The following is a 24,524-nucleotide window of genomic DNA, read 5'->3' on the forward strand; positions in this document are numbered from 1 at the left end:
TTGGGTGTGTCGTCGTTTATGTGTTTGCCTATACAGACAGTTTGGGCAACAGATATGGTACCAGCGAATCCAGCGTCACCCCAAGCGTGCGTTGCACTTGATTCAAATGCAGAGCGTTTAGCCTGTTATGATGCATTGTTCAAAGCCCCTGAACTTGAGCAACCTGCTTATGTTTCTGAGCGTCAGGCTGCGCGTGAAATACCAGCACCGCAGGTTGAACCACAGGATTTAAAGTCTAAAATCGAACAAAAAGTTGAAAACTTGTTTTCGGTGGAAGGTCCTGTAATTACACCGAATTCATCGTTGCTTGATAAACGATGGGAATTGGCTGAAGACAGTAAATTAGGTACATGGAATATACGCGCACATCAACCTGTATATTTACTTCCTGCATTTTGGACGTCTGATAAGAACGAATTTCCATCGAGCCCAAATCCTCAAAATACCGTAGAAGATGATCAAAATTTAAAGTCTTTAGAGTCCAAGTTTCAAATTTCACTCAAAACTAAAGCTGTTGAAAACTTAATCGGGAATAATGGCGATATTTGGTTGGGTTATACCCAGTCCTCTCGTTGGCAGGTTTACAACTCTGAAGAATCACGACCATTTCGTGAAACGAATTATGAACCTGAAGCAAGTATTGTGTTTAGAACCAACTATGAATTTTTAGGTTTAAATGGTCGCTTACTCGGTTTAACGCTGAATCATCAATCAAATGGACGTTCGGATCCTTTATCACGTAGTTGGAACCGTGTGATGCTGAACTTAGGATTTGAGCGTGATAATTTCGCTATGATGATTCGACCTTGGTATCGAATCGAAGAAGATTTCAATGATGATAACAATCCTGACATTAAAAACTATATTGGTCGTGGTGATTTAACGACTTTTTACCGTTGGAATGATCATGATTTTAGTTTGATGTTAAGACATTCACTTAAGGGTGGGGATGATTCTCGAGGAGCTGTTCAATTTGATTGGGCATTTCCAATCAGTGGCAAACTTAGAGGTCATTTTCAATTATTCGATGGGTATGGTGAGAGTTTGATTGATTATAATCATCGTGCTACCTATGCGGGTATTGGCGTTTCTTTAATGAATGCTTTCTAAATAAAAAAACCACGCTTAGGCGTGGTTTTTTTAGCGATCTTATTGCGATTGAATTAGGGGAACTCCAGTCACTTTCTGTATCTCATCAAAGTTGACGTCATGAGCCAGTTCTATCAGTTTTACCCCTTGAGGCGTGATATCCAAAACCCCTAGATCTGTAATCACGCGATGAACGACTGCTTTACCTGTAAGGGGCAGTGAACATTGCGGAACAATTTTTGGGGTGCCATCTTTGGCACAATGTTCCATTAGCACGACGACTTTTTGTACGCCAGCCACCAAATCCATTGCTCCACCCATACCTTTGACTTTTTTCCCTGGAATCATCCAATTCGCAAGATCACCTTGCTCAGAGACTTCCATAGCGCCAAGTATAGCTATATTCACGTGCCCACCACGGATCATGGCAAATGAATCAGCACTGGAAAAAAATGCAGCGCCTGCTCGCGCCGTAACAGTTTGCTTACCCGCATTAATCAGGTCAGCATCTACGGTTTCTTTTGTTGGAAATTCGCCAATTCCCAGCAAACCATTTTCAGATTGGAGCCAAACATTGATATTTTCAGGAATATAGTTCGCAACCAATGTAGGCAATCCAATCCCTAAATTGACATAAAATCCATCTTCGAGTTCCAAGGCAGCTCGTTGTGCCATTTCATTACGCGTCCATGCCATAACTTATGCCTCCGCCTTTAAGGTCATTTGTTCGATTCTTTTTTCTGGTGTAGTGTTAAGAACGATACGATTTACATAAATCCCGGGCAAATGTATCGAATCGGGATCGAGCTCACCGATCTCTACAATTTCCTCAACTTCAGCGACTGTGATTTTCCCAGCCATCGCACAAACGGGATTAAAATTTTGAGCTGTTTTCCTAAAGATTAGGTTACCTGCCTTATCTGCTTTATACGCTTTGACCAAAGCGACATCTGCAGTTAAAGAGGGTTCTAAAATATATTCTTTACCATTGAACTCACGTACTTCTTTACCTTCTGCAATCAACGTACCTACGCCTGTTTGGGTAAAAAATGCAGGAATCCCAGCTCCACCAGCACGGAGTTTTTCAGCCAAAGTGCCTTGAGGGGTTAGCTCGACTTCAAGTTCACCATTTAAGTATTGTCGCTCAAATTCTTTATTTTCTCCGACATAGGACGAGATCATTTTTTTAATTTGTTTTGTTTCGAGTAGTAATCCCAAACCAAAACCATCTACACCTGCATTGTTTGAAATACAAGTCAGCTCTTTAGCTCCTGTTTGTTTCAGGGCAGCAATCAAAGCCTCAGGAATACCACATAAGCCAAAACCACCAACAGCTAAGGTTTGACCATCTTGAATGATATCGTTCAGTGCACTTTCAGCACTTTCATACACTTTGTTCGTCATTGAACACCTCATTGTATTTTTATTTTGTTCATCCTGAATCAGCTTCCGATCTTCATCATTTCATAATGCTGATAAGTACTAAGCACATTTTTTTTGCCAATACGCATTGGCATAGTTAGATGGATTGTTTCGTTGCAAAACTTGACTAATGTTACGACTCGCAAGCATCAGGGCATCTAGGTTAATGCCAGTTTCATAGCCCATATTGGACAAGAGATAAAATAAGTCTTCAGTGGATACATTACCCGAAGCACCTTTGGCATAAGGACAACCGCCAAGTCCTGCAATCGATGAGTCAAATATGCGGATGCCTTGTGTCAGTGATTGATAGATATTGGCAATTGCCATGCCGTAGGTATTGTGAAAATGACCAGCTAAAAGTTGTGGTTCAATTCGTTCCAAACATGCATTCCAAACTTTGGAAACACGATCAGGTGTAGCTGTGCCGATGGTTTCACCCAAGGATACTTCGTAGCAACCTAGATCAATTAACTTTGCACTGACTTCAGCAACCTTATATGGATCAATTGGACCTTCATAGGGGCAGTCGACGATACATGAAACGTATCCGCGTACTTTAATATCATGTTGTTGAGCAAACTGTAATACATCAGCAAACTTCTCAAAACTTTCCTCAATTGAACAATTTATATTCTTTTGAGTGAAGCTTTCAGAAGCAGCGGTGAAAACCGCAACTTCTTTACAGCCTACAGCTAAAGCTGACTCGAATCCCTTAAGGTTTGGTGTCAGTAAGCTGAACTGGATATCTTCATCATGTGGTAGGCTAGCATAGAGTTGATCACTTTCTGCCATTTGAGGTACCCACTTTGCAGATACACAAGAACCGACTTCGATATTCTTCAAACCAGTTTTCATCAAATCAAGAATAAGATTGCGTCTGTCTTCGAATGTTAAGGGTGTTTTTTCATTCTGAAGACCGTCACGAGGTCCAACTTCAACGATTTTCACAAAATTATCGTGATTTGGTGTGGTTTGATTGGTTGTTTTCATCATGCCACATTCTCCTCAGCAGCTTGAAACTCAACCAGCTCATCACCAGCTTTCACTTGATCACCTTGTTGGAAATAAGCTGCGACAACGACACCATCAAATGGTGCACGTATAGCGTATTCCATTTTCATTGCCTCTAACGTTAATAACACTTCATCTTTTTTTACACGTTGATTTGCTGAAACAAATACTTGTGTCACTGCACCCGGCATTGGTGCTTTTAGATTTGAGTCAGATGAAGATTGATCATTTGTATTAAAATTAGGTTTGATGAGTTCAAATTTAAAAGTCTGCCCATTTTTAAATAGGGTGACCGCATCATTGGTTTTTTTAAAACTGATTTTCTCTTGACCGAAAGAGGTATAGATCGCCATGAGATTTTCATTGAGCAACTGACCTGAGATAGCGTAGCTTTCGCCATCAAGCTGTGCTTCGAACCCTTGTGAAGTTGAGATAAATTCAACTTGATACGTTTGTCCGAGATGTTCAAGTTTTATCGGTGTACGCGCATCAACATTACTTCTCCACAGGGGTTTTGCTTTCCAAACTGGATGGCTTGTACGCTTGGATTCATTTAACTGAGAATGCAGTTCAATAAATGCTGCTGTGACAATTGTTTCAGACGAAGAAGGAGTAGTGGTTTTAAATAGGAACTCATCTTCGCGCTGAATTAAATTAGTATCTAGGTTGGCATTTTTGAAAGAGTCACATGCCACTAAGCGATCTAAAAATGCAATATTGTTGCCTAAGCCTTCGACATGAAAGTGGCTCAAAGCATGATGCATTTGGACGAGTGCTGCTTCACGATTTTCTCCCCATACGATGAGTTTAGCAATCATTGGATCATAGAACGTTGTGATCTCATCACCTTGCACAATGCCACTATCAACACGGACACATTCATTTTGAGTCGGATAATGAAGATAATTAATTTTTCCAATTGCTGGGAGAAATCCTTTCTCTGGCTCTTCTGCATAAACACGAGCTTCAAGTGCATGGCCATGAATTTTTAATTCAGACTGTTGTTTTGGCAAAGGTTCACCATAAGCAACACGTAATTGCCATTCAACCAAATCTTGTCCTGTGATCATTTCCGTCACAGGGTGTTCAACTTGAAGGCGAGTGTTCATTTCCATGAAGTATGCTGTACCATCTTGCTCAACAATGAACTCAACCGTTCCAGCACCGACATAGTCTACTGCTCGGGCAGCATTAATCGCAGCTTCACGCATCGCTTCGAGTTTAACTTCGGCCATTTTAGGGGCTGGGGCTTCCTCTAGGACTTTTTGGTGACGGCGCTGCACAGAGCAATCACGTTCAAAGAGGTGAACATAATTGCCATGTTTGTCACCAAAAACTTGCACTTCAATATGACGAGGATTGACAACATAACGTTCAATTAGAACGTCATCATTGCCAAAGCTTGATTTCGCTTCACTTTTGCATGAGTTGAGTGCAGGAAGAAAATCTTCAGCACGCTCAACTAAGCGCATGCCTTTACCACCACCACCTGCACTGGCTTTAATCAGTACAGGATAGCCAATTTGATCAGCTTGTTGTTTAAGAAAATCTGCATCTTGATTGCTGCCATGATACCCAGGTGTGAGTGGTACACCTGCTTTTTCCATCAATGCTTTAGACGTTGCCTTTAAACCCATGGCTAAGATGGCAGCCACTGGAGGCCCTATAAAAGTAATGTTGTTTTTTTCACAGGCTTCAGCAAATTGATCATTTTCAGATAGGAAACCATAACCTGGATGGATGGCTTCAGCCCCTGTTTTGAGTGCAGCTTGAATAATACGATCTGCTTGTAAATAACTTTGTGCAGCAGGGGATTCACCAATATAAATAGCTTCATCCGCTAATTTGACATGCTGCGCTTGGGTATCTGCATCTGAGTAAACTGCAACCGTTGCGATACCTAATTTTTGTGCACTACGAATCACACGACATGCAATTTCGCCACGGTTTGCAATGAGAATTTTTTTAAACATATTGAATTCCTTTTTATTGTTCTGCCGTTGCTTGAATCCATGCTGGGCTTTGTTTATTTAAAAAAGCAGTTAAGCCATTTTTGGCTTCATCACCTTGACGTACGTGCGCAATGTGTTGAGCGGTTTGAATCAGTAAATCTTCTGTGACTTCTTGATGATCAACTAAACGAATCAAAGACTTTGATGCAGCTTGAGCTTCAGGGCCACCAAGCAAAATTGCCTCAATGATTTCCGATACGGTGGCATCCAACTGTTCTGGCTGACAAACTTCATGGACGAGACCAATATGCTTTGCTTGTTCTGCAGAAATACGTTCAGCAGTGAGAAAATATCGAGATGCTTGACGAGCACCGATGGCACGGATCACGTATGGACTAATCGTTGAAGGTGCTAAACCTAATCTCACTTCTGAAGTGGCAAACTTAGCATCAGTGGAAGCCACACAAATATCGCATGCTGAAGCAAGCCCCATGCCGCCGCCAAATGCAATACCATGGACACGTGCAATAGTCGGTTGTTTCAGTGTGGCTAAACTTTGTAACATTTTGGCAAGTTTCAAAGCATCTTCTTCATTTGCTACTTTTGATGCTTGACCTGCTTGTTTCATCCAATTGAGGTCCGCACCTGCTGAAAAGCTTTTACCACGACCTGCCAAAACGACAACACGAACGTCATCATCAGCATTTAATGTTGTGAAACAGTGATTCAGCTCTTCAATCACTTGTGTATTGAATGCATTGTGTAATTCAGCACGATTAATCCAAACGGTCGTAACTTGGCGTTCAGTTTCAAGCTGTAAAAATTCATAACTCATGTCATTTTCTCCTTACATGCGGAACACGCCGAACTGAGTTGGTTCAATGGGTGCATTCAATGCAGCAGCCAAACTCAGACCTAAGACATGACGTGATTCTGCTGGATCAATCACGCCGTCATCCCATAAACGTGCAGATGCATAATAAGGATGTCCTTGCTTTTCAAATTGATCACGATAAGGTTGTTTGAATTGATCTTCTTCTTCAGCTGACCAAGTTTCACCACGTTGCTCAATTTGATCACGCTTAATCGTGGAGAGAACACTAGCAGCTTGTTCACCGCCCATCACGGAAATACGTGAATTCGGCCAAGTCCATAAGAAGCGAGGAGAATATGCTCGACCGCACATTCCATAGTTGCCTGCACCAAAAGAACCACCAACCACCAAGGTGATTTTAGGAACATTTGCGGTCGCTACTGCCATGACCAATTTGGCTCCATTTTTGGCAATACCTTCATTTTCATATTGGCGACCGACCATGAAGCCTGTGATGTTTTGGATAAAGAGCAGTGGAATATTGCGTTGCGTACATAATTCGATGAAATGCGCGCCTTTCTGTGCAGACTCTGAAAATAAAATTCCGTTATTGGCAATGATTCCGACCTTCATGCCGTAGATTGATGCAAAACCTGTAATTAAGGTTGTACCAAAACGAGCTTTAAACTCATCAAGTCTTGAACCATCCACGATACGTGCAATCACTTCACGGATGTCAAAGGGCTTGCGTGAGTCACTCGGAATGACACCATAGAGTTCCTCAGCACTATAAAGTGGTTCTTCAATTTCTGTCTTAAATGCTTTCGGTTCGATATTTAGGTTTTGAACAATATTGCGTGCAATTTGAATCGCATGTTCATCACTTTCTGCAAGATGATCTGCGACACCAGATAAACGGGTATGAACATCGCCACCACCAAGGTCTTCAGCAGTCACCACTTCACCTGTTGCAGCTTTTACCAAAGGTGGACCACCGAGGAAAATCGTACCTTGATTGCGGACAATAATTGTTTCATCGGACATGGCAGGGACATATGCGCCACCCGCAGTACAACTCCCCATAACCACGGCTATTTGTGCAATACCTTTACTCGACATGCGTGCTTGGTTGTAAAAAATTCGTCCAAAATGATCGCGATCAGGGAATACTTCATCCTGCATTGGCAGAAATGCACCGCCTGAGTCGACCATATAAATACAAGGAAGATGATTTTGTTCAGCAATTTCTTGCGCACGTAAATGTTTTTTTACAGTTAAAGGATAATATGTACCTCCTTTAACTGTTGCATCATTGGCAACGATCATGCATGTCACACCATGCACTTGACCAATACCTGCAACCACACCTGCGGCTGGTACATCGTCAGCATAAACTTGATAAGCAGCGAGTTGACCAATTTCAAGAAAGGCAGTTCCTGCATCAATGAGTTGATCAATGCGCTCACGCGGTAATAGTTTTCCACGTGCTAAATGCTTCTGACGTGCTTTTTCTCCACCACCTAAGGCAATGGTTTGAGCTTGTTTTTTTAAGTCTGCGACCAATTCAAGCATTGCAGCTTGATTGATTTTAAACTCTTCACTACGTGGATTGATTTTACTTTTAATTTCGTTCATCAATGACTTCCTTGTATTAACTTGAATTATCTGGTTTCGTTGAATAACTCACGACCAATTAACATGCGTCGAATTTCAGAAGTTCCTGCACCGATTTCATAGAGTTTGGCATCACGCCACAATCGACCTGTGCTGTAATCATTGATATAACCATTGCCCCCAAGGGTTTGAATAGCTTCACCAGCCATCCAGGTTGCTTTTTCAGCTGAGTAGAGAATGGCACTTGCTGCATCTTTACGTAAACCACGATCATGATCAGCTTTATCACATGCTGCACCCACGGCATAAACCAAAGCCTTGCTTGCCAACCATGTAGAATACATATCCGCAATTTTGCCTTGCATGAGTTGGAATTCACCTAAACATTGACCGAATTGCTTACGTTCATGAATGTATGGGATGACCACATCTAAACATGCATCCATAATGCCTAGTGGTCCACCACTGAGAACTGCACGCTCGTAATCCAATCCACTCATGAGCACTTTTGTACCGTTACCCACACCACCCATGACGTTTTCTTTAGGCACTTTGACATTGTCAAAGAACAGGGGATAAGTATTTGAACCACGCATTCCGAGTTTGTCTAAGTGACTCCCATGACTAAAGCCTTCCATGCCTTTTTCAATAATGAAAGCAGTCATGCCTTTGGCACCAGCATTGATGTCTGTTTTGGCGTAAACCACCAGCACGTCAGCATCTCCACCATTGGTAATCCACATTTTTGAGCCATTAAGTACAAAGTGATCACCATGCTCTTCAGCACGTAATTTCATACTCACGACATCTGAACCCGCATTTGGTTCAGACATTGCCAAAGCACCGACATATTCGCCAGAAATTAATTTAGGAAGATATTTTTGTTTTTGTTCTTCGCTACCATTACGGTTAATTTGATTCACACAAAGATTTGAATGTGCCCCGTATGAAAGTCCAATGGAAGCAGATGCTCGTGAAATTTCCTGCATGACAATGATATGAGCCAAATAACCCAGATTGACACCACCGTATTCTTCACTCACGGTAAGTCCAAGTAACCCCATATCACCAAATTTTTTCCATAAGTGAGCTGGAAATAAGTTGTCTTGATCAACTTGTTGAGCAATAGGTGCGATTTCCTTTGCACAGAATGCAGCTACAGAATCACGTAAAGCGATTAGTGTTTCGTCTAGTCCAAAGTCGATACTCTGTAAATTCATTTTCATTCATCCTAAAATTTAATTTTTATTTCCAGTGAAGCATTTTGTCCTTGCTTGAGAAATACAATACAGTTATTTTTTTAAAAAGTGAATATAGATTCAGAAAATGATTTATAATTCATTTTAGTTGATTGGGTGAACAATTATGAGTTATAAAAGATCCACTTTGATGCAAGAGCGTATGGAGCAAAATCGTCAATCGATACTGCAATCCGCGCGCGAACTTATTGCGGGTGGTGGTTTTAAAGATGCACAAGTGCAAGCGATTGCAGATAAATCTGGTGTCTCGAGTGGCTTGGTCTATCGCTATTTTGAGAACAAAAATCAGATTTTGATTGAAGTGCTTTCACAGGCCATCAAAGGTGAGGTTGATATTCTGAATCAGATTGCAAAAACTGATTGGACTTCGACTGATAAGTTGACAAAGGCCGTCACTGCTTTCGTAAAACGTGCTCTGAATAGCCCTCAACTTGCATATTCACTCATGTTTGAGCCCGTAGACCCAACGATTGAGCATGAACGTTTTAGAAGTAAGCAACTGATAAAACAATCCATTAAGGAGATTCTTGCCGAAGGAAAGGTCAATGGTGAGTTCGAATTTGAAGATTTAAATACAGCTGCATTATGCGTGGTTGGTGCGATGACATTCGTTGTGATCGAACCTTTAAATCCATCGCGTAATGTGATGTTTGATGACGGTTATAAAGGTTATTTCGTTAAGCAAATTGCAGACTTTTGTGTCAATGCAGTTAAGGCAAAGGAGGAAAATTAATTTAATTCACACAAAAGGATCTCATGTTTAAACGAGTAATCGCGTAATTAATAACGAAATATTGGATTGATATAAGAAAATAGAATCAAGGAGTATGATTCAATGACGCAATTACGACTCAGTTATGCCTATGGCACCAGTGAGCAACCCTTATTGGGTATGACCATAGGCCATAAATTTGATCAAGCATGCCTACAATATGCCGATCAGGATGCTGTGGTCAGTGTGCATCAAAATGTACGTTTGACCTATCAGCAGTTACAAGAGAAAGTAAATGCTTTTGCATGTAGTTTATTAAAAATCGGTTTAGAAAAGGGAGATCGTCTAGCGATTTGGTCGCCTAATTGTGTGGAATGGACGATCGCACAATTTGCAGCCTTCAAGGCTGGAATTATTTTGGTCAACTTAAATCCTGCGTATAAAAGCTACGAGCTAGAATACGTACTCAATCGAGTATCTTGCAAAGGATTGATCATTGCATCGACCTTTAAGACGACCAATTATCAAGAAATTTTGACGCAAATTGCACCAGAAATTTTGCATACGACCAATGGCGTTTTAAATGCTGAAAAATTGCCGCATTTAAAGTATTTGATCAAAATAGATGATCAACAACATACTGGGTTTTATCGCTTTAGTGATTTATTGGCTGAACCGACTTCAGAGCAGTTAGATCAACTTAATGAGATAGCATCTGGTCTTCAATTCGATGAAACCATCAATATCCAGTTTACCTCCGGAACGACAGGTAGCCCCAAAGGGACCATGCTGACACACAATAATATTCTGAATAACGGGTATTTTGTGGGAGAGGCAATCAAACTGACTTCTCAAGATCGAGTTTGTATTTCTGTACCGTTATTTCATTGCTTTGGTATGGTGATGGGTAATCTCGCCTGTATTACACATGGATCAACCATGATCTATCCATCAGCTGTATTTAATCCTCTTGATAGTCTTAAAGCGATTGAACAAGAGAAATGTACTGCGGCATATGGTGTGCCTACCATGTTTATTGCCATGCTTGATCATGAGCAATTTGACGAATTTGATTTGACTACATTGCGTACTGGCATTATGGCTGGCAGTCCATGTCCAAAAGAAATCATGAAGCGCGTCATTGAGCGTATGCATATGCGAGATATCACGATTTGTTATGGCATGACTGAAACAGCGCCAGTAAGCGCACAAAGTTCGATCACAGATTCGCTAGAACAACGAGTGAGCACTGTTGGTCGAGTTCATCCACATATCGAAATTAAAATAGTCGATGAACACGGTAAAGTAGTGCCTCGTGGCAAACTCGGTGAGTTGTGTGTACGAGGATACTCAGTCATGCTGGGCTATTGGGATGAAGAAGAAAAAACCCGAGAAGTCGTAGATGTCGCAAAATGGATGCATACCGGTGATATCGCTGAAATGGATGATGAAGGATTTATCAAAATCAAAGGTCGCATTAAAGATGTCGTGATTCGTGGGGGGGAGAATTTATTCCCTAAAGAGATTGAAGACTTCTTATATAAACATCCTGCTGTTAGCGATGTCCAAGTGATTGGACTTCCTGACCCGAAATATGGCGAAGAGTTATGTGCTTGTATTATTTTGCATGAAGGACATGAATGTTCTGAACAAGTGATCAAAGATTACTGCAAAGCCAATATCTCACATAATAAAGTGCCACGATATGTACATTTTCTTAAAGAGTTCCCAATGACTGCTTCTGGTAAGGCTCAGAAGTTTAAACTCCAAGAATATATGCGTGAGCAACTCAATATTTTTGATGAGAGTGCTTAATCGTCATTGAGTAATATTTTTAACTTCAAGCTAGAAAAACAACAAAGCCGAACTTAGTTCACTAAGTTCGGCTTAATTTTAAAAAATAGTAGAAGAGCGATATGGCAAAGAATTTTGATCACCCAAAAATCGTAGAAAACTATGATGAACATATCAGGCAGCTCATACCAGGATATGAACTGATGCATCTACATATTCTGGCGTTGCTTGAAACTCATCTCAAAGAAGAGGCTAAAATTGCCATTGTCGGGTGCGGAACTGGATTTGAACTGAATTATTTATTAGATCATTTTCCAAAGGCGGAGTTTGTTGTGTTTGATTCATCGTCAGCGATGCTTGAAAAAACAAAACAGATCGTTCAGTTTAAGCAGCAAATGCACCGAGTCATAATTCTGCAAGGTGACACGACGGTGCTCCAGAAATATCCTGAAAATTTTGATGCAGTATTGAGTATTTTGGTTTTTCATTTTGTTTCACATGCATGCAAAAAGAGTTTTTTAGGTGATATTTACCATGCTTTGAAACAAGATGGCGTGGTTCTGAGTTTTGATCTGATGCAATTCGAAGAACCAAATGATCAGTTAGTATTAAAAAATTTGGTGACAAAAATAGGATTAAGTGAAAAACAAAGTCAGGTCATGTTGGAAAGAATACATGATGACTTTAATTTAATGACGGTGAAAGAGATGAAGAATCTATACCTTCAGGCTGGTTATCAAAATTTAAGAACTTTTTGTCAAATGTCTAATTTTTATGGATTAAAAGCAGTAAAGTGATAATTTCATATTTAGAATAACCTATTCATTTTATCTTATATGAAAATCGTACAAATGGTTATATATCTAAAATGAAAAAGGATTATGATAAAAGTATTGTTTTATGAATATAAGGATTGTTCATGACCACAGAGACTCAATTTCCACAAACTTCTAATCGTGGAATCGCGGTATACAGTAATAACGCTGAAGCGATTGGTAATACACCGCTTATTCGCATTAATCGTGTAATACAGAGTGGGGCTACAGTTCTTGCCAAAGTCGAAGCACGTAACCCAGCATTTTCAGTAAAATGCCGTGTTGGTGCTGCTTTGATTGCAGATGCAGAACAACGTGGTGTGCTTAAAGCAGGCATGCATATTGTTGAACCGACGAGTGGTAATACAGGGATTGCGCTAGCTTTTGTTGCTGCTGCTAAAGGTTATGACATCACACTGACTATGCCTGCAAGTATGAGTATCGAGCGCCGTAAAGTACTCAAAGCATTGGGTGCTCATTTAGTATTAACCGATCCAGCTAAAGGGATGAATGGTGCTGTTCAAGAAGCAGAACGTTTAGTTGCTGAGAACCCAGAGCTTTATTATTTACCTCAGCAATTTGAAAACCCAGCAAATCCTGCCATTCATGAAACTACAACTGGACCTGAAATTTTTGAAGCAACGGGTGGTAAGGTTGATATTTTAGTGGCTGGTGTAGGTACGGGAGGTACGATCTCTGGTATTTCGCGTTATTTTGAGAAAGTTAAAAATCAAGCCCTTTACTCAGTTGCAGTTGAACCAGCAGACTCACCAATTATTGGACAAGCGAAGCGTGGCGAAACACTCACTCCGGGACCACATAAAATCCAAGGCATTGGTGCAAACTTTATTCCTAAAAATCTAGATTTAGATTTGGTGGATGAAGTTATCGCGGTTGAAAATCAAACTGCAATTGATTTTGCTCGTCAATCTGCAATCAAAGAAGGGATTTTTGTGGGGATTTCAAGTGGTGCAGCATTAGCGGCCGCTCATGAACTTGCTCAACGTTCTGAAAATGCAGGTAAAACCATAGTGGTGATTTTACCTGATGCTGGAGAGCGCTATTTATCTTCAGTTTTATTTGAAGATATCTCAGCAGATTAAGGAGAAAATCAAAGCATTCTAAAAAAACGGTCTTCATGGCCGTTTTTTTTGTGATTTATTCGATTAAAACAATTTTTACCTCTTCTTAAGTTACCAATCATTTTAAATTTATTACATCACACGACTATTTTCACAGTTTTGAACGCGATATCTTTAAGCGAATTTTTTCTAATAAAAAAATGAATGAACGACTTTAATCATCCTATTTATATTATCGGCGCTGGTGTTGCAGGATTAAGTTGTGCTCAGCATTTAAAATCAGCAGGATTTAATGTTGTTGTTTTAGAAGCACGTGATCGTATAGGTGGGAGAATACATACACAAAACATTGATGGTCATTGTTTTGACCTTGGTGCATCATGGATACATGGTATTGATAATAATCCGATATGTAAAATTGCAGAGTCCAATCGGATCAATACTCAAGTTTTTAATTATGATCAAATGGATTATTTTCATGCCAATGGTCAGCCATTTACCGAACAAGAGAGCTTAGAATTTGAAAAATGCCTTCGTGATGTTCAGAAGGTTTTTCAAAATAAATCAAAAGAGCAGGATATCTCCGCTTTTGAGCAACTTGAGAATGTTTTAGGAACGATACGTTTTCAACTTCATTATTTTGATCGAGACGTCATCTCACAAAAAATTAAGCAGTATTACTCAAGGCTTGCCAATGATCCTTTTGCGACTGATTTAGAGCAATTAGCCCATAATTTTATGGATTTTGAAGGCTACTTCTCAGGCGATGAAGTGATATTTCCAAAAGGTTATGAACAGATTGTTAAAGTTCTGGCTGCTGATTTAGAGATTCATACGAATGTAGATATTGTTGAAATCGTTCATGACTCTCATCGAGTGCAGATAAAAACAGCATGTGGACAGCTTTACATAGGTTCTCAAGTTGTGGTGACTGTTCCACTCGGTATTTTAAAGCAAGATAAAATTAAGTTTGAGCCGCCTTTGCCTAGTGGATTAGTCCAATCGATTCAAAAGCTGGGTTTTGGATCTTTCAATAAAATATTTATACAATTTTCAAAAGCTCTAGAATTTAATGGGAATGCACTTAAACACAATACGGCATTTTTTTGGGATGAGCATGAGCTGTATAGTATTTTAGATTTTAGTCATTTATATAATAAACCGACTTATCTCCTTCTCGTGGGAGGTACAAAGTCAGAATGGGTTGATCAAGCAACGGAGCAACAGGTGCATGAATATATCAAGAAAATATTGAAGATTTGCATGCACTCCAATGAAATTCAGAACATCATAATTACCCGCTGGGGGAGTGATCCGTTTAGTTTAGGTTCATTTAGTTTTCCAAAAGTTGAACATACTAAAGATGATGTAGAGATCTTTAAAAAAGAGCATCCAGCGCAAGTATATTTTGCAGGTGAACATTGTCATACCGATTATGCAGGCACTGTGCATGGTGCATATCTGTCAGGTCGTGATACTGCTAATTTAATTATTCGTAACGGCTCAAATATAAAGCTGTAACTGATGTACAGTTACAGCTTTATTTAGTTAGTATGAGTGAGTTGAGAAATTAACCTGAACTCACATTAATACATGTCCATATTCTTCGCGAAGTTTTCTTTTTAGCATTTTTCCAGTGCCGCTAAGCGGTATGGCATCGACAAAAATCACTTTATCTGGAGTTTGCCATCTAGCAATTTTATCAGCATAGTAATCAATGAGTTGTTGTTCAGTGATTTGGCTATCAGGATGTTTAACAGCGATTAAGACAGGTCTTTCATCCCACTTTGGATGTTGTGCTGCGATGACCGCAGCCATCGCAATTTCTGGGTGACCCATTGCGATATTTTCAAGCTCTACAGAAGATATCCATTCTCCACCAGATTTAATCAAGTCTTTGGCACGATCACTAATATGCAGATAACCATCAGCATCTATAGACGCAATATCTCCAGTATCAAACCACCCATCGCTGGTCAATGGTGAGTCGGACTGACCAAAGTATTTGTCAACAATCCAATGTCCTTTGATTTGTAAATTACCAATAGTCTCACCATCATGTGGAACAAGATCGGTTCCTTTTTCTTCAGACACTAAACGAATACTGACCCCAAACGGCGGGCGACCTTGGGAAAGACGTAGTTTTGCTTGTTGATCCTGAGAAAGTTGGTGATGTTTAGCTTTGAATTGATTAGCAGTGCCAAGTGGACTAGCTTCAGTCATCCCCCATGCATGAATGGTTTCACAATCATATACATCACGGAATGTGGCTAACATGCTTGGTGGGCAAGCCGAGCCACCAATGACATTACGTTTTAAGGAGGTCAGTGAACTGTTCATTGCTTTTGCAGCGACCAACAAGCTTTGCCAAATGGTAGGAACACCAAGTGCAACAGTCACTTCATATTGATCAATGAGTTTAACTAGACTCTCACCATCAAGACCCGGCCCTGGTAATATAATTGAAGCACCTACCATCGCTGCGGCATAAGGTGTTCCCCATGCATGAACGTGAAACATCGGAACTACAGGTAAAATAATGTCTTTGGCTGACAGATTGAGTGAGTCAGGTAAGCTGGCCGCTAAACTGTGAAGAACAGTTGAGCGATGAGAATAGAGAGCACCTTTAGGATTGCCTGTTGTTCCAGAGGTATAACATAGTGAACTAGCAGTGGTTTCATCAAATTCAGGCCATGTATATTCTGCAGTTTGACCCGCAATTAAATCATCGTAGAACAAGACTTCGGGTAAGGCTTGACGAATCTTTTCATCAGGTGCATCTAAGCAGATGAAATGTTGCACCAGTGGAATATGTGCTTTTATTCCTGTAATCAAAGGTAGGAATGTTTTATCAAAAATAATCGCTTTATCTTGTGCATCATTAATAATGAAAATCAGTTGTTCTGGAAATAATCTTGGGTTAATGGTGTGACAGATTAAACCACTACCAGAAATAGCATACCAAGCCTCTAAATGACGATGATTGTTCCAAGCTAATGTTGCAATACAATCGCCGTGAATGAGTTTAAGTTCATTTAATGCCTTTGCACCACGTTTAGCATTATCCGATACATCGCCCCAATTGGTTTCGTAAAGTGAGCCATCGGTGTTTTTTGAAACGATCAGGGTGTCTTTATGAAATTCAGCAGCATGTTCTAGTAAACTGCTGATTAATAAAGGTTGAAACATCATACGTCCGTGCATGCAAAGCTCCTGCTATTGATCATTTAAGTTGTTATTTTGAGTTGATTATATTTATGTAAGGTGAGTGCTCACGATTAACGTAACACTCACTGATGACCTAGAAATACACTAAATTATGCAGTCAGTAAAGAACCAACTAATTTACGGATTGAAACCAAAGGTTTACGCTCTGGAATGATGACACCAGCAGTTTTAAGGTCTGACACGAGTTCAGCGCGGAAGTCATTATAGTCAACCTCTGCTGCATGACGTTGACCGCCTTCAAAGTTGTAATGTGGATGATCTAACTCATGCTGAATCGCTTTTTTCATATCAGCAGGACGTTTATATTTTCCTAAGATTTCCTGACATGCCAAATTGGCTTGATGATCTGAAATTGGCCAAATACAACCTAGTGGCTGGAATAAACCAATGAAATAAAGATTGTCATGTTCTGCATGCATCATTTTACGGTAAAGCGGTAATTTTTCAGCATGTTGGAAATCTATAAAATCTTTATCGAAGAAAGGGAAGACGGTCCAGAAACCAGTACAACAACAAATAATATCAAACTCTTGTTGAGTACCATCGACGAATTCTACAATTTTACCATTGAGACGCTTGATCGCTGGTTTTGGTTTGATTTTACCGTGACGCACATAGTCAATGAAGTCAGAGTTCGCCGTTGGATGTTGTGTCAGCATCGGTTTGTCATTTACAGGCAAGCCAAAATCTGCGTAATTTCCACTGAATGCTTTTACCAATTTGGTCAGAATTTTTTGGCGCATTTTGGGCGGAAGTTTTTCCATTGACTTGACGAGTATGTCTGCGGGATGTCCAAACATAAATTTTGGAACAAACCATTGTGGACTGCGCATCGATATATACACATCTTTTGAGACACGTGCTGATTCTACGGCAACATCACAGCCTGAATTACCTGCACCAATGACTAAAATTCTCTTTCCACGCCAGTCGTCATTTACACCTTTAAAATCATGTGAATGCATCCACTTGCCAGTATATTCACCTTCATACTCAGGGTATTTCGGTTTCCAGTGATGACCATTGGCAACCATTAAATAGTCATATATTTTCTGTTGTTCTTTACCTTGATCATCGGTGTAATCCACCACCCATTTTTTATTTTCATTTTTATGAATATGGTTAATAGTGTGATGAAATTTAATCTTCTCATATACACCAAAATGTTTGGCATAATTTTCAAAATACTGCTGCAAATGATCATGTCGTGGATAATCAGGGTAACTGTCTGGCATTGGATAATCTTCATATTCAGACATTGTACGCGAGCTAATAATGTGTGTATTCTCATAGACTGAAGAATGACCAGTTTTAGAATTAAACACCCAATTCCCACCGACTTTGTCATTCTTCTCGAAGATATCGTATGCAATACCATTTTGTTGACAATTTTTAGCAGCCGTAATTCCTGACGGACCTGCACCAATGATACAGACTGTGTTCATATTCATATCCTTGAATGATGTTCTTTTTATTCATAACCAACTATAGTTGGTTTTATGACTATAATCGATTTATTTTTAAACAGCAAGACAGGGGATTTGTTTAAATGCTTTTTGATGAAATTAAGCTTCCTGTACAAAAAAGAAGTAAAGCAAGGTTAGAACTTGTATTAGAAACAACGAAGAAAATATTAGAAGAACAAGGCATCAATTACTGTACTATTCCCGAAATTGCAGCACAGTCCGATCTTCCTAAGATTACGATTTATCAATACTTTCCAACAGTTAATCATTTGTTCAGCATATTGGTGAAACGTTATTTAGATGAACTGCAGGCCTATGTTTTGTTTAAAAATGAGTGCTATCAAACTTGGTCAACACGTGATATTTGTTTTGACCTAATTTCTAAGGTGGCTGAGTTCTACAATTCAAATCCTGCTGCAAGTATTTTGATTCTGGGTGGGCCAGTACATGTTGATGGTTTTAATTTACAGGAAATCGTGATTGAGAAGATTGCTCATGATTTACAAGCGGTATTTGAGCAGAAAGTACATCCGCTGAAATTGAATAGAAAAGAGGAAGCGGTGTATCTGGTTGAAATGGTTTTTGCATTAATGAAACACAGCTACTATCAGCATCAACAAGTCACTGATGACATTCTAAAAGAATGCCATTTCATCAGTGAATTTTACTTAAGCAGTAAGGGATATAACTACCAACTTTAAAAGTTTATTTTTAGTTTTTCCAAAAAATGTTGATGCGCTGCGATGAGTTGATCAAAAACGGGCGAATGAAATAGATCGAAGTGACCGCAGACGAACTCACGATATTCACCTTGTTTTAGTTTTTGTGCGAGTTTACGTGTTGCTTTGACAGGAATAAGTGAATCTAGTTCCGCACCTGACACAAAAACAGGGCATTGAATTTTATGAACGATCATTGTTGGTCGGTATAAACCAATGGTTGCAACGATTCGAGCTGGTACAGCATTTTTCCAATGCATCCCGTCTGGAATCAGTCGATAATATGCATCGTAGCAATCTTCACCCGCCAAAATGGCAAACCGATCTTTTGCAACTACAGGCATGGTTTTGACTCTACCTATTTTTGCTAGGGCTAAATCTTGTAATGCAATCATGGTTGCAGGCAATAAATATTTTTTCGGATACAGTGTCAAGCTCGCTAAACCATCAACGTGTGGAAAATTAGAGATCACTGCTTTAAAGGTGTGTTCACTTGCTAATGTTAGAACATGCGCACCACTGAACGAATACCCCCATAAAATGATATTTTTTTTCGAGATGTAGAATCGGGTTTGAATATAGTCGATAACGACTTTCCAATCCTGAAGTTGACTATTTTTATCAACAAGATGCTGAACAGGACCACTGCTTAATCCAAAACCAGAATGATCAAATACGCATACGTTATATCCCAATTCTGCATAAGCTTCAGCGAAAGAGTTTAAGCCACAGCTTTTTTCTCCACCCAAGCCATGAGCCATAATGATGATACTAGAATCTTTTGTGATCGGCACTGGCATATAAAAATCCGCTTGGATTTGATAGTTGCCATTCGGAATAAGTAATTCTTGAGTTTGCATCGTGGTTATCCTTAACACTTTTTTATTTTTAAAACCCAACTCAGGTTGGTTTAAGCATATCGTTATGCAGTATAAAAGTCTATTTGATGTCAAATCGTTCAGAAAATTTTAAGCCTGATTGATTTAAATACATTTTTATTCGATGTATTCGTATGAGTTTTTTCTATCGCAAGCAATGTATCGCCTTAATCTTGAGCTATTTCATTTTGGTCAATCTATTTCCAGTACATGGTGCAGTCGACATGAAATTGATTCAATTAGGCTTAAATTCAAAAGGAGTGTTCTATTTAAAAGATGCATTTTGGCCAAGTGTAGTCGGGCATGAATGGGTTAAATATGTGCTAATCGCGATGTACTGCAGTATGCTGATATATGCAGTCATGGTTGCTCATCCCAAATCGAGAAATCAAAGTTTGGAAACCTCTAAAAATTACATCACAATTTTTGCAATTGCTTTGATTTCAATTATTTTAATAGCGTTGTTCAAATCACAGTCGAACTTGATGTGTCCATGGGATGCAGCTCAACCTCAGGGAATGACAATTGTCTGGAGTCTCAGTAGTAAAGTTGGGCATTGTTTTCCTGGAGGTCATGCTTCTGCAGGTTTTGCATTATTGAGTGGGTATTTTGTGTTCAGGAACAAAAAAACAAAATTAGCTCAATTTTACTTATTGAGTTCAATTCTCTTGGGAATGCTTATGGGATGGACGCAAATGCTTAGAGGTGCACATTTTTTTAGTCATAATCTTTGGACAGGTTGGTTGATTTGGATGTTCAATGTTGTAATATTTAGTCTAAAAGATAAGGTTAAATTAGCCTAAGCAATTAATGTAGTTTAATTTCCACTCTCACCAATAAACCACCTAATTGAGGGCTGCGATCAAAGATAAGATTACCCCCCATACGTTCTACCGCTTTTTCAACAATTGATAAACCTAAGCCACTACCAATTTCTTGATGTTGCTCGACTCGATAAAATCTTTTTTTAATACGTTCATACAGATCTGCTGAAATTCCTGGGCCACTGTCCTCGACTTGAATGATAGCTATATCATTCTCTTGAAATGTAGAAACGTTAATGATGCCATTGGGGGGCGTGTATTTAATCGCATTCTCTATTAAATTGGTTAATATTGAATCTATAGCAGATGAGTAATTTATAATTTGAACGTATTCATAACGTTCCATACCTAAATCGATTTCTTTGGCTAAAGCTAAATGAATCAATTGTTCAATAGATTGATAAGCGCGTTCATCTAACCGAATACTCACTTTTTTCTCGTTACTGGCATTTAATGAATCTTGTTGAGCGAGATTTAAAAGCTGACCGACCAAATGCTGAGTTCGGTGTAAACCATTATTCATTTTGATTAACGATTCGTGATGGGGGAGCTCTTTGAGTAAAATTTTAGTTTGAAGATTTAATGCTGTAATTGGTGTTCTTAATTCGTGAGCGGCGTCTGCAATAAATTGTTTTTGTTCTTGTTGGGCATCAGAGATCCTTTGAAATAATTGATTGATCGCTTGAATGCTGGGTACTAGCTCAATAGGGTACTGTTGAGGGTCAATTACGGTCAGCTCATTTGGTTTACGTGTACTTAATTCGGATTTAAATTGCTCAAATGGAGCAAAAATTCTTCTAATTATAAAACCTAAGCCATAAATCGCGAAAGGCATAATGATTAAATAAGGTAAAAACATGTTGATTGCGAGCTCTATGGCTAAAGCTTGTCGAACAGAGTCTTGTTGGCTCACTTGGACTTGAACAGTTTTCAATGGAATCACATAGGTATGCCATTTACCATAATGATTAGTGTGATGATAAAAACCTGACTTAGCAACTGGCTCAACCAACTGTTTAAACTTTTCGTGTAAATGTGATTGTTGGTCATAGGCCCAAACATCTACAAATAAATCTTCTTCATGGTACTGTTTTAAATGTGAAAATTTACTCTTTATAGGATCTGGATTAAATTTTGCAACGCGCTCTGCCAGATTTTTCAGCTGAGCATCAAGTATTTCATTTGTTTCTTCTAAAGCTGTTCTATAGGCTGAAAAAACCAATATACATCCCATTACCACACTAAAAATTGATGTAAATACAACAAGTTGCTTTTGTAAAGAGTAGGGTTGCGTCATGTATCAATTCTTGTTTTATGGTGTAGGCTGACCTAGCCGATAACCTAATCCTCGCACATTACGAATAAAATTTTTACCTAATTTTGAGCGTATGCGATGAATATAGACTTCAATGGTATTACTGCTGATTTCATTTTCAATATCATACAGTTTTTCTTCAAGATTAGACTTCGAAAAAATCTTATTTGGATAAGTTAAGAGTGGAATTAATAAAGCCCACTCACGGTTTGAAAACTCAACCGTCTGATTTTCAAAACTCGCGATATGTTGTTCAAGATCTAACCTGAGTCCGCCAAACTCTAAAATTTGTTTTATCTGAGATGTATTTTGTTGAGATGCACGTCTGAGTATGGCGTGAATACGCGCTAATAACTCCTCAAACTCGTATGGTTTTACTAGATAATCATCAGCGCCTTGATTTAATCCATCGATACGGTGCTGAAGTTGATCTCTTGCTGAAATAATGAGTACAGGAATTGAAGGAAATAGTGAGCGAAGATGTTTGAGTACTTGCATGCCATCCATCATAGGTAATCCAAGATCGAGCAGCACTAAATCAAATGCTTGTTGATTTAATTGTTTTAAGCCATCAATGCCATTATTGACCCAGACTACTTCAAATGATTGATATTGGAGCAACTTTTGAGATGACTCTGCAATCATAAAGTCATCTTCAATCATCAGGATTTTATTCATATTAGGCTCTGTTCTGTAATTGAGGTTTGCATTGTTGGCTGAGGTCTAATGCGCGTTGTAATGTTGTAGTATGAATATTCAATAAACTTAGCATGGTGTGAAAGACATTGTCTTGGCTTAGTACATCATTTTTCTGAGATTCAATGCATCGTACAGTTGACGCTTGATGTTTTCGCCATGCTGTTGAAAACCACATGATCATCGGCACATGAGTTTGTTGTGATGGTGCAATTTGATAAGGCGCGCCGTGTAAATACATTCCATGTTCACCCGTGGATTCACCATGATCTGATAAATACCATAAAGCGGATTGAAATTGAGTTTGTTTGTTTAATAAATTGATTGTCGAAGCGAGAATATGGTCTGTATATACAATTGAATTATCATACGTATTGATCAGAGCTTGTTGACTACATCCCTGAATTGCGCTGGTGTTACAGGTCGGCTGAAAGGGTGTGTATTGATGAGTGGACCGTTTATAGTAAGCTGGGCCGTGACTTCCCATTTGATGGAGTACGATAAGTCTTGGCGTTTTATCATTTTTGGGAATGGCTTGAATATAGGCATTAAGGCTATCAATCAATATTTCATCTTTACATTCACCCTTAGAATCGCACCATTGCTTATGAATAGATTCGGGAATTTCATAACGCTCAACCCGATTACAAACCTCTTTGCATCCTGAATTGTTATTGATCCACGTTACTTTGTAGCCCGCACGTTGAATAATATCGAGTAAGTTCTCCCGTTGTCTTGCGACTTTTTCTGTATATGCTTGTCGAGTCATACCAGAAAATAAACAAGGTACGGATACCGCCGTTGCAGTACCACAGGAACTGACGTTACGAAAATTGATTATATTTAATTTGCTTAATTCTGGATTTGTAGCTCGATCATATCCATTCAACTGAAAACTTTCTGCACGTGCTGTTTCTCCTATCACTAAAACCATCAGTTTGGGAGTTTGATGGGTCGCCGTTTGAATAAATTGGTGTGCATCACGTCCGTAGGGTTGAATTATAGTATTTTTGGGAGGTTGAAGATGTTTATAATAACTGAAGGACGCTGCAACGACATTTTGAGGGCTGATCATTCCTTTCAACTCTCTGTTTTCTCTAAAAATAGCTGCATAGTCAACATAATATAAATAAGCGCAACCTAACACTAAAATTAAACTGATTGCACTGTGTAACATTTTCCTGCAAAGGGTATGAGAAAACGTTGATTTTTTGATATTCACCCAATAAATAAAAAAAGAGGCGCTAAAATAAAAAATACAACCCAAATAAATAAACTTATATTTATCAGATCAAATGCTTCCATCGTATTGGTTTGCATCATATTTTGAATCTGATGAGCATTAATAATAATGCCTAAACTACTTACAAAATATGCAGACACACCGCCTAATACAATCCAGATACTTGCAAATATCTTTACGTTCAATCTCCAATGAATAAGATTGAAAATAAAAAAATAAGCGGCTGTAATTAAGACAGATGAACCTATTAAAAAAAGAATTGCTGTGTAACCTTGATAAGGTGTGAGTGAAGTAAGTTGTTTGTAGAAAGCAATATTTAAACCAATGCCAACCCATACTGAGAGTACTAAATTGAATAGTGCTAGGCTTATCGTTGGTTTTTTCCATTGCTGAATGATAGATGTGTAGCGCATACGATGAGTTCTAATATTTAACTACGCTGAGATTAGGTTTTATTTCTTAAAATTTACTGAATAAATGATTGAAGTCTAGGGCATAAAAAAAGCCAGACTGGTGGAGCAATCTGGCAAAGCGTCAAGATGAGTCACCCGTGACAAGTGATGTTTCCTGAGTTCAGGTTTAAGTTGT

The 24,524-nt window shown here is 39.0% G+C and carries 20 protein-coding genes and 1 pseudogene; 8 read left to right on the forward strand and 13 right to left on the reverse strand.

The window, feature by feature from the left end; all coding sequences use genetic code 11:
• The first annotated feature begins 18 nt into the window (after window positions 1–18).
• Window positions 19–1,110 carry a phospholipase A gene (locus tag AC1M9H_RS13205; RefSeq protein ID WP_481608206.1) on the forward strand — a complete coding sequence of 364 codons (1,092 nt, stop codon included), beginning with the start codon at window positions 19–21 and terminating at the stop codon, window positions 1,108–1,110.
• Between the two features lie 39 nt (window positions 1,111–1,149).
• Here AC1M9H_RS13205 and AC1M9H_RS13210 read toward each other — a convergent pair whose 3' ends face one another.
• The 7 genes from AC1M9H_RS13210 to AC1M9H_RS13240 form a co-directional block, all read right to left on the reverse strand.
• Window positions 1,150–1,785, reverse strand: a complete 636-nt coding sequence (locus AC1M9H_RS13210) for a CoA transferase subunit B (RefSeq protein ID WP_092768415.1) — start codon at window positions 1,783–1,785, stop codon at window positions 1,150–1,152.
• 3 nt (window positions 1,786–1,788) lie between these two features.
• On the reverse strand, window positions 1,789–2,493 hold the full coding sequence (locus tag AC1M9H_RS13215; RefSeq protein ID WP_092768413.1) for a CoA transferase subunit A: 705 nt from the start codon (window positions 2,491–2,493) through the stop codon (window positions 1,789–1,791).
• 78 nt (window positions 2,494–2,571) lie between these two features.
• A complete protein-coding gene (locus tag AC1M9H_RS13220; protein WP_481596604.1) occupies window positions 2,572–3,504 on the reverse strand; it encodes a hydroxymethylglutaryl-CoA lyase in 933 nt (310 codons plus the stop codon).
• On the reverse strand, window positions 3,504–5,498 hold the full coding sequence (locus AC1M9H_RS13225) for an acetyl/propionyl/methylcrotonyl-CoA carboxylase subunit alpha (RefSeq protein ID WP_481613561.1): 1,995 nt from the start codon (window positions 5,496–5,498) through the stop codon (window positions 3,504–3,506). Before AC1M9H_RS13225 ends, AC1M9H_RS13220 begins: the two co-directional genes overlap by 1 nt.
• 13 nt (window positions 5,499–5,511) lie before the next feature.
• Window positions 5,512–6,312 (reverse strand): enoyl-CoA hydratase/isomerase family protein, encoded by an 801-nt coding sequence (locus AC1M9H_RS13230; protein WP_481613562.1) that lies wholly within the window; start codon window positions 6,310–6,312, stop codon window positions 5,512–5,514.
• Between the two features lie 12 nt (window positions 6,313–6,324).
• On the reverse strand, window positions 6,325–7,926 hold the full coding sequence (locus AC1M9H_RS13235; RefSeq protein WP_092768407.1) for a carboxyl transferase domain-containing protein: 1,602 nt from the start codon (window positions 7,924–7,926) through the stop codon (window positions 6,325–6,327).
• Window positions 7,927–7,952: 26 nt separating this feature from the next.
• Window positions 7,953–9,125: an isovaleryl-CoA dehydrogenase gene (locus AC1M9H_RS13240; RefSeq protein WP_481613563.1), complete on the reverse strand. Its 1,173-nt coding sequence runs from the start codon at window positions 9,123–9,125 to the stop codon at window positions 7,953–7,955.
• 145 nt (window positions 9,126–9,270) lie between these two features.
• Here AC1M9H_RS13240 and AC1M9H_RS13245 point away from each other — a divergent pair, with 145 nt between their 5' ends.
• The 5 genes from AC1M9H_RS13245 (at window position 9,271) to AC1M9H_RS13265 (ending at window position 15,088) form a co-directional block, all read left to right on the forward strand.
• The gene (locus tag AC1M9H_RS13245; RefSeq protein ID WP_481613564.1) at window positions 9,271–9,897 is read left to right on the forward strand and encodes a TetR/AcrR family transcriptional regulator; all 627 of its coding nucleotides are present in this window, start codon (window positions 9,271–9,273) and stop codon (window positions 9,895–9,897) included.
• Between the two features lie 102 nt (window positions 9,898–9,999).
• Window positions 10,000–11,691, forward strand: coding sequence for an AMP-binding protein (locus AC1M9H_RS13250; RefSeq protein ID WP_481596592.1), 1,692 nt, complete (start codon window positions 10,000–10,002; stop codon window positions 11,689–11,691).
• A 101-nt stretch (window positions 11,692–11,792) separates the two neighbouring features.
• Entirely contained in the window at window positions 11,793–12,467 is a 675-nt protein-coding gene (locus AC1M9H_RS13255) for a class I SAM-dependent methyltransferase (RefSeq protein WP_481613565.1), read from the forward strand.
• Between the two features lie 122 nt (window positions 12,468–12,589).
• The gene (gene cysK / locus AC1M9H_RS13260; protein WP_481613566.1) at window positions 12,590–13,588 is read left to right on the forward strand and encodes a cysteine synthase A; all 999 of its coding nucleotides are present in this window, start codon (window positions 12,590–12,592) and stop codon (window positions 13,586–13,588) included.
• A gap of 183 nt (window positions 13,589–13,771) precedes the next feature.
• Window positions 13,772–15,088 carry a flavin monoamine oxidase family protein gene (locus AC1M9H_RS13265; RefSeq protein ID WP_481613567.1) on the forward strand — a complete coding sequence of 439 codons (1,317 nt, stop codon included), beginning with the start codon at window positions 13,772–13,774 and terminating at the stop codon, window positions 15,086–15,088.
• Window positions 15,089–15,148: 60 nt separating this feature from the next.
• Here AC1M9H_RS13265 and AC1M9H_RS13270 read toward each other — a convergent pair whose 3' ends face one another.
• Both AC1M9H_RS13270 and AC1M9H_RS13275 read right to left on the reverse strand, forming a co-directional pair.
• Window positions 15,149–16,771: a long-chain-fatty-acid--CoA ligase gene (locus AC1M9H_RS13270; protein ID WP_481613568.1), complete on the reverse strand. Its 1,623-nt coding sequence runs from the start codon at window positions 16,769–16,771 to the stop codon at window positions 15,149–15,151.
• Between the two features lie 113 nt (window positions 16,772–16,884).
• A complete protein-coding gene (locus tag AC1M9H_RS13275; RefSeq protein ID WP_481613569.1) occupies window positions 16,885–18,240 on the reverse strand; it encodes a flavin-containing monooxygenase in 1,356 nt (451 codons plus the stop codon).
• Window positions 18,241–18,344: 104 nt separating this feature from the next.
• On the opposite strand from AC1M9H_RS13275, the gene AC1M9H_RS13280 reads away from it, so the two are divergent.
• On the forward strand, window positions 18,345–18,962 hold the full coding sequence (locus AC1M9H_RS13280) for a TetR/AcrR family transcriptional regulator (protein ID WP_481590879.1): 618 nt from the start codon (window positions 18,345–18,347) through the stop codon (window positions 18,960–18,962).
• Here the strand turns inward: AC1M9H_RS13280 and AC1M9H_RS13285 are convergent.
• Window positions 18,959–19,840, reverse strand: a complete 882-nt coding sequence (locus AC1M9H_RS13285) for an alpha/beta hydrolase (protein WP_481613570.1) — start codon at window positions 19,838–19,840, stop codon at window positions 18,959–18,961. The genes AC1M9H_RS13280 and AC1M9H_RS13285 overlap by 4 nt on opposite strands.
• Before the next feature lie 152 nt (window positions 19,841–19,992).
• On the opposite strand from AC1M9H_RS13285, the gene AC1M9H_RS13290 reads away from it, so the two are divergent.
• Window positions 19,993–20,661 carry a phosphatase PAP2 family protein gene (locus AC1M9H_RS13290; protein WP_481613571.1) on the forward strand — a complete coding sequence of 223 codons (669 nt, stop codon included), beginning with the start codon at window positions 19,993–19,995 and terminating at the stop codon, window positions 20,659–20,661.
• Window positions 20,662–20,665: 4 nt separating this feature from the next.
• Here AC1M9H_RS13290 and AC1M9H_RS13295 read toward each other — a convergent pair whose 3' ends face one another.
• The 3 genes and pseudogenes from AC1M9H_RS13295 to AC1M9H_RS13305 form a co-directional block, all read right to left on the reverse strand.
• Window positions 20,666–21,979 (reverse strand): ATP-binding protein, encoded by a 1,314-nt coding sequence (locus AC1M9H_RS13295; protein WP_481613572.1) that lies wholly within the window; start codon window positions 21,977–21,979, stop codon window positions 20,666–20,668.
• A 15-nt stretch (window positions 21,980–21,994) separates the two neighbouring features.
• Window positions 21,995–22,675, reverse strand: coding sequence for a response regulator transcription factor (locus AC1M9H_RS13300; RefSeq protein WP_179999736.1), 681 nt, complete (start codon window positions 22,673–22,675; stop codon window positions 21,995–21,997).
• A 1-nt stretch (window position 22,676) separates the two neighbouring features.
• Window positions 22,677–24,349, reverse strand: a pseudogene (locus AC1M9H_RS13305) (phosphoethanolamine transferase).
• Window positions 24,350–24,524 lie beyond the last annotated feature (175 nt).

The organism is Acinetobacter sp. ANC_7512 (assembly GCF_056779935.1).

Coding starts and splice junctions, on each gene's coding strand:
- AC1M9H_RS13225 (WP_481613561.1), bottom strand. CDS start 5,498: ATGTTTAAAAAAATTCTCATTGCAAACCGTGGCGAAATTGCATGTCGT.
- cysK (WP_481613566.1), top strand. CDS start 12,590: ATGACCACAGAGACTCAATTTCCACAAACTTCTAATCGTGGAATCGCG.
- AC1M9H_RS13215 (WP_092768413.1), bottom strand. CDS start 2,493: ATGACGAACAAAGTGTATGAAAGTGCTGAAAGTGCACTGAACGATATC.
- AC1M9H_RS13265 (WP_481613567.1), top strand. CDS start 13,772: ATGAACGACTTTAATCATCCTATTTATATTATCGGCGCTGGTGTTGCA.
- AC1M9H_RS13210 (WP_092768415.1), bottom strand. CDS start 1,785: ATGGCATGGACGCGTAATGAAATGGCACAACGAGCTGCCTTGGAACTC.
- AC1M9H_RS13220 (WP_481596604.1), bottom strand. CDS start 3,504: ATGAAAACAACCAATCAAACCACACCAAATCACGATAATTTTGTGAAA.
- AC1M9H_RS13245 (WP_481613564.1), top strand. CDS start 9,271: ATGAGTTATAAAAGATCCACTTTGATGCAAGAGCGTATGGAGCAAAAT.
- AC1M9H_RS13255 (WP_481613565.1), top strand. CDS start 11,793: ATGGCAAAGAATTTTGATCACCCAAAAATCGTAGAAAACTATGATGAA.
- AC1M9H_RS13205 (WP_481608206.1), top strand. CDS start 19: ATGTGTTTGCCTATACAGACAGTTTGGGCAACAGATATGGTACCAGCG.
- AC1M9H_RS13285 (WP_481613570.1), bottom strand. CDS start 19,840: ATGCAAACTCAAGAATTACTTATTCCGAATGGCAACTATCAAATCCAA.
- AC1M9H_RS13275 (WP_481613569.1), bottom strand. CDS start 18,240: ATGAACACAGTCTGTATCATTGGTGCAGGTCCGTCAGGAATTACGGCT.
- AC1M9H_RS13290 (WP_481613571.1), top strand. CDS start 19,993: ATGAGTTTTTTCTATCGCAAGCAATGTATCGCCTTAATCTTGAGCTAT.
- AC1M9H_RS13300 (WP_179999736.1), bottom strand. CDS start 22,675: ATGAATAAAATCCTGATGATTGAAGATGACTTTATGATTGCAGAGTCA.
- AC1M9H_RS13240 (WP_481613563.1), bottom strand. CDS start 9,125: ATGAATTTACAGAGTATCGACTTTGGACTAGACGAAACACTAATCGCT.
- AC1M9H_RS13280 (WP_481590879.1), top strand. CDS start 18,345: ATGCTTTTTGATGAAATTAAGCTTCCTGTACAAAAAAGAAGTAAAGCA.
- AC1M9H_RS13295 (WP_481613572.1), bottom strand. CDS start 21,979: ATGACGCAACCCTACTCTTTACAAAAGCAACTTGTTGTATTTACATCA.
- AC1M9H_RS13270 (WP_481613568.1), bottom strand. CDS start 16,771: ATGCACGGACGTATGATGTTTCAACCTTTATTAATCAGCAGTTTACTA.
- AC1M9H_RS13250 (WP_481596592.1), top strand. CDS start 10,000: ATGACGCAATTACGACTCAGTTATGCCTATGGCACCAGTGAGCAACCC.
- AC1M9H_RS13235 (WP_092768407.1), bottom strand. CDS start 7,926: ATGAACGAAATTAAAAGTAAAATCAATCCACGTAGTGAAGAGTTTAAA.
- AC1M9H_RS13230 (WP_481613562.1), bottom strand. CDS start 6,312: ATGAGTTATGAATTTTTACAGCTTGAAACTGAACGCCAAGTTACGACC.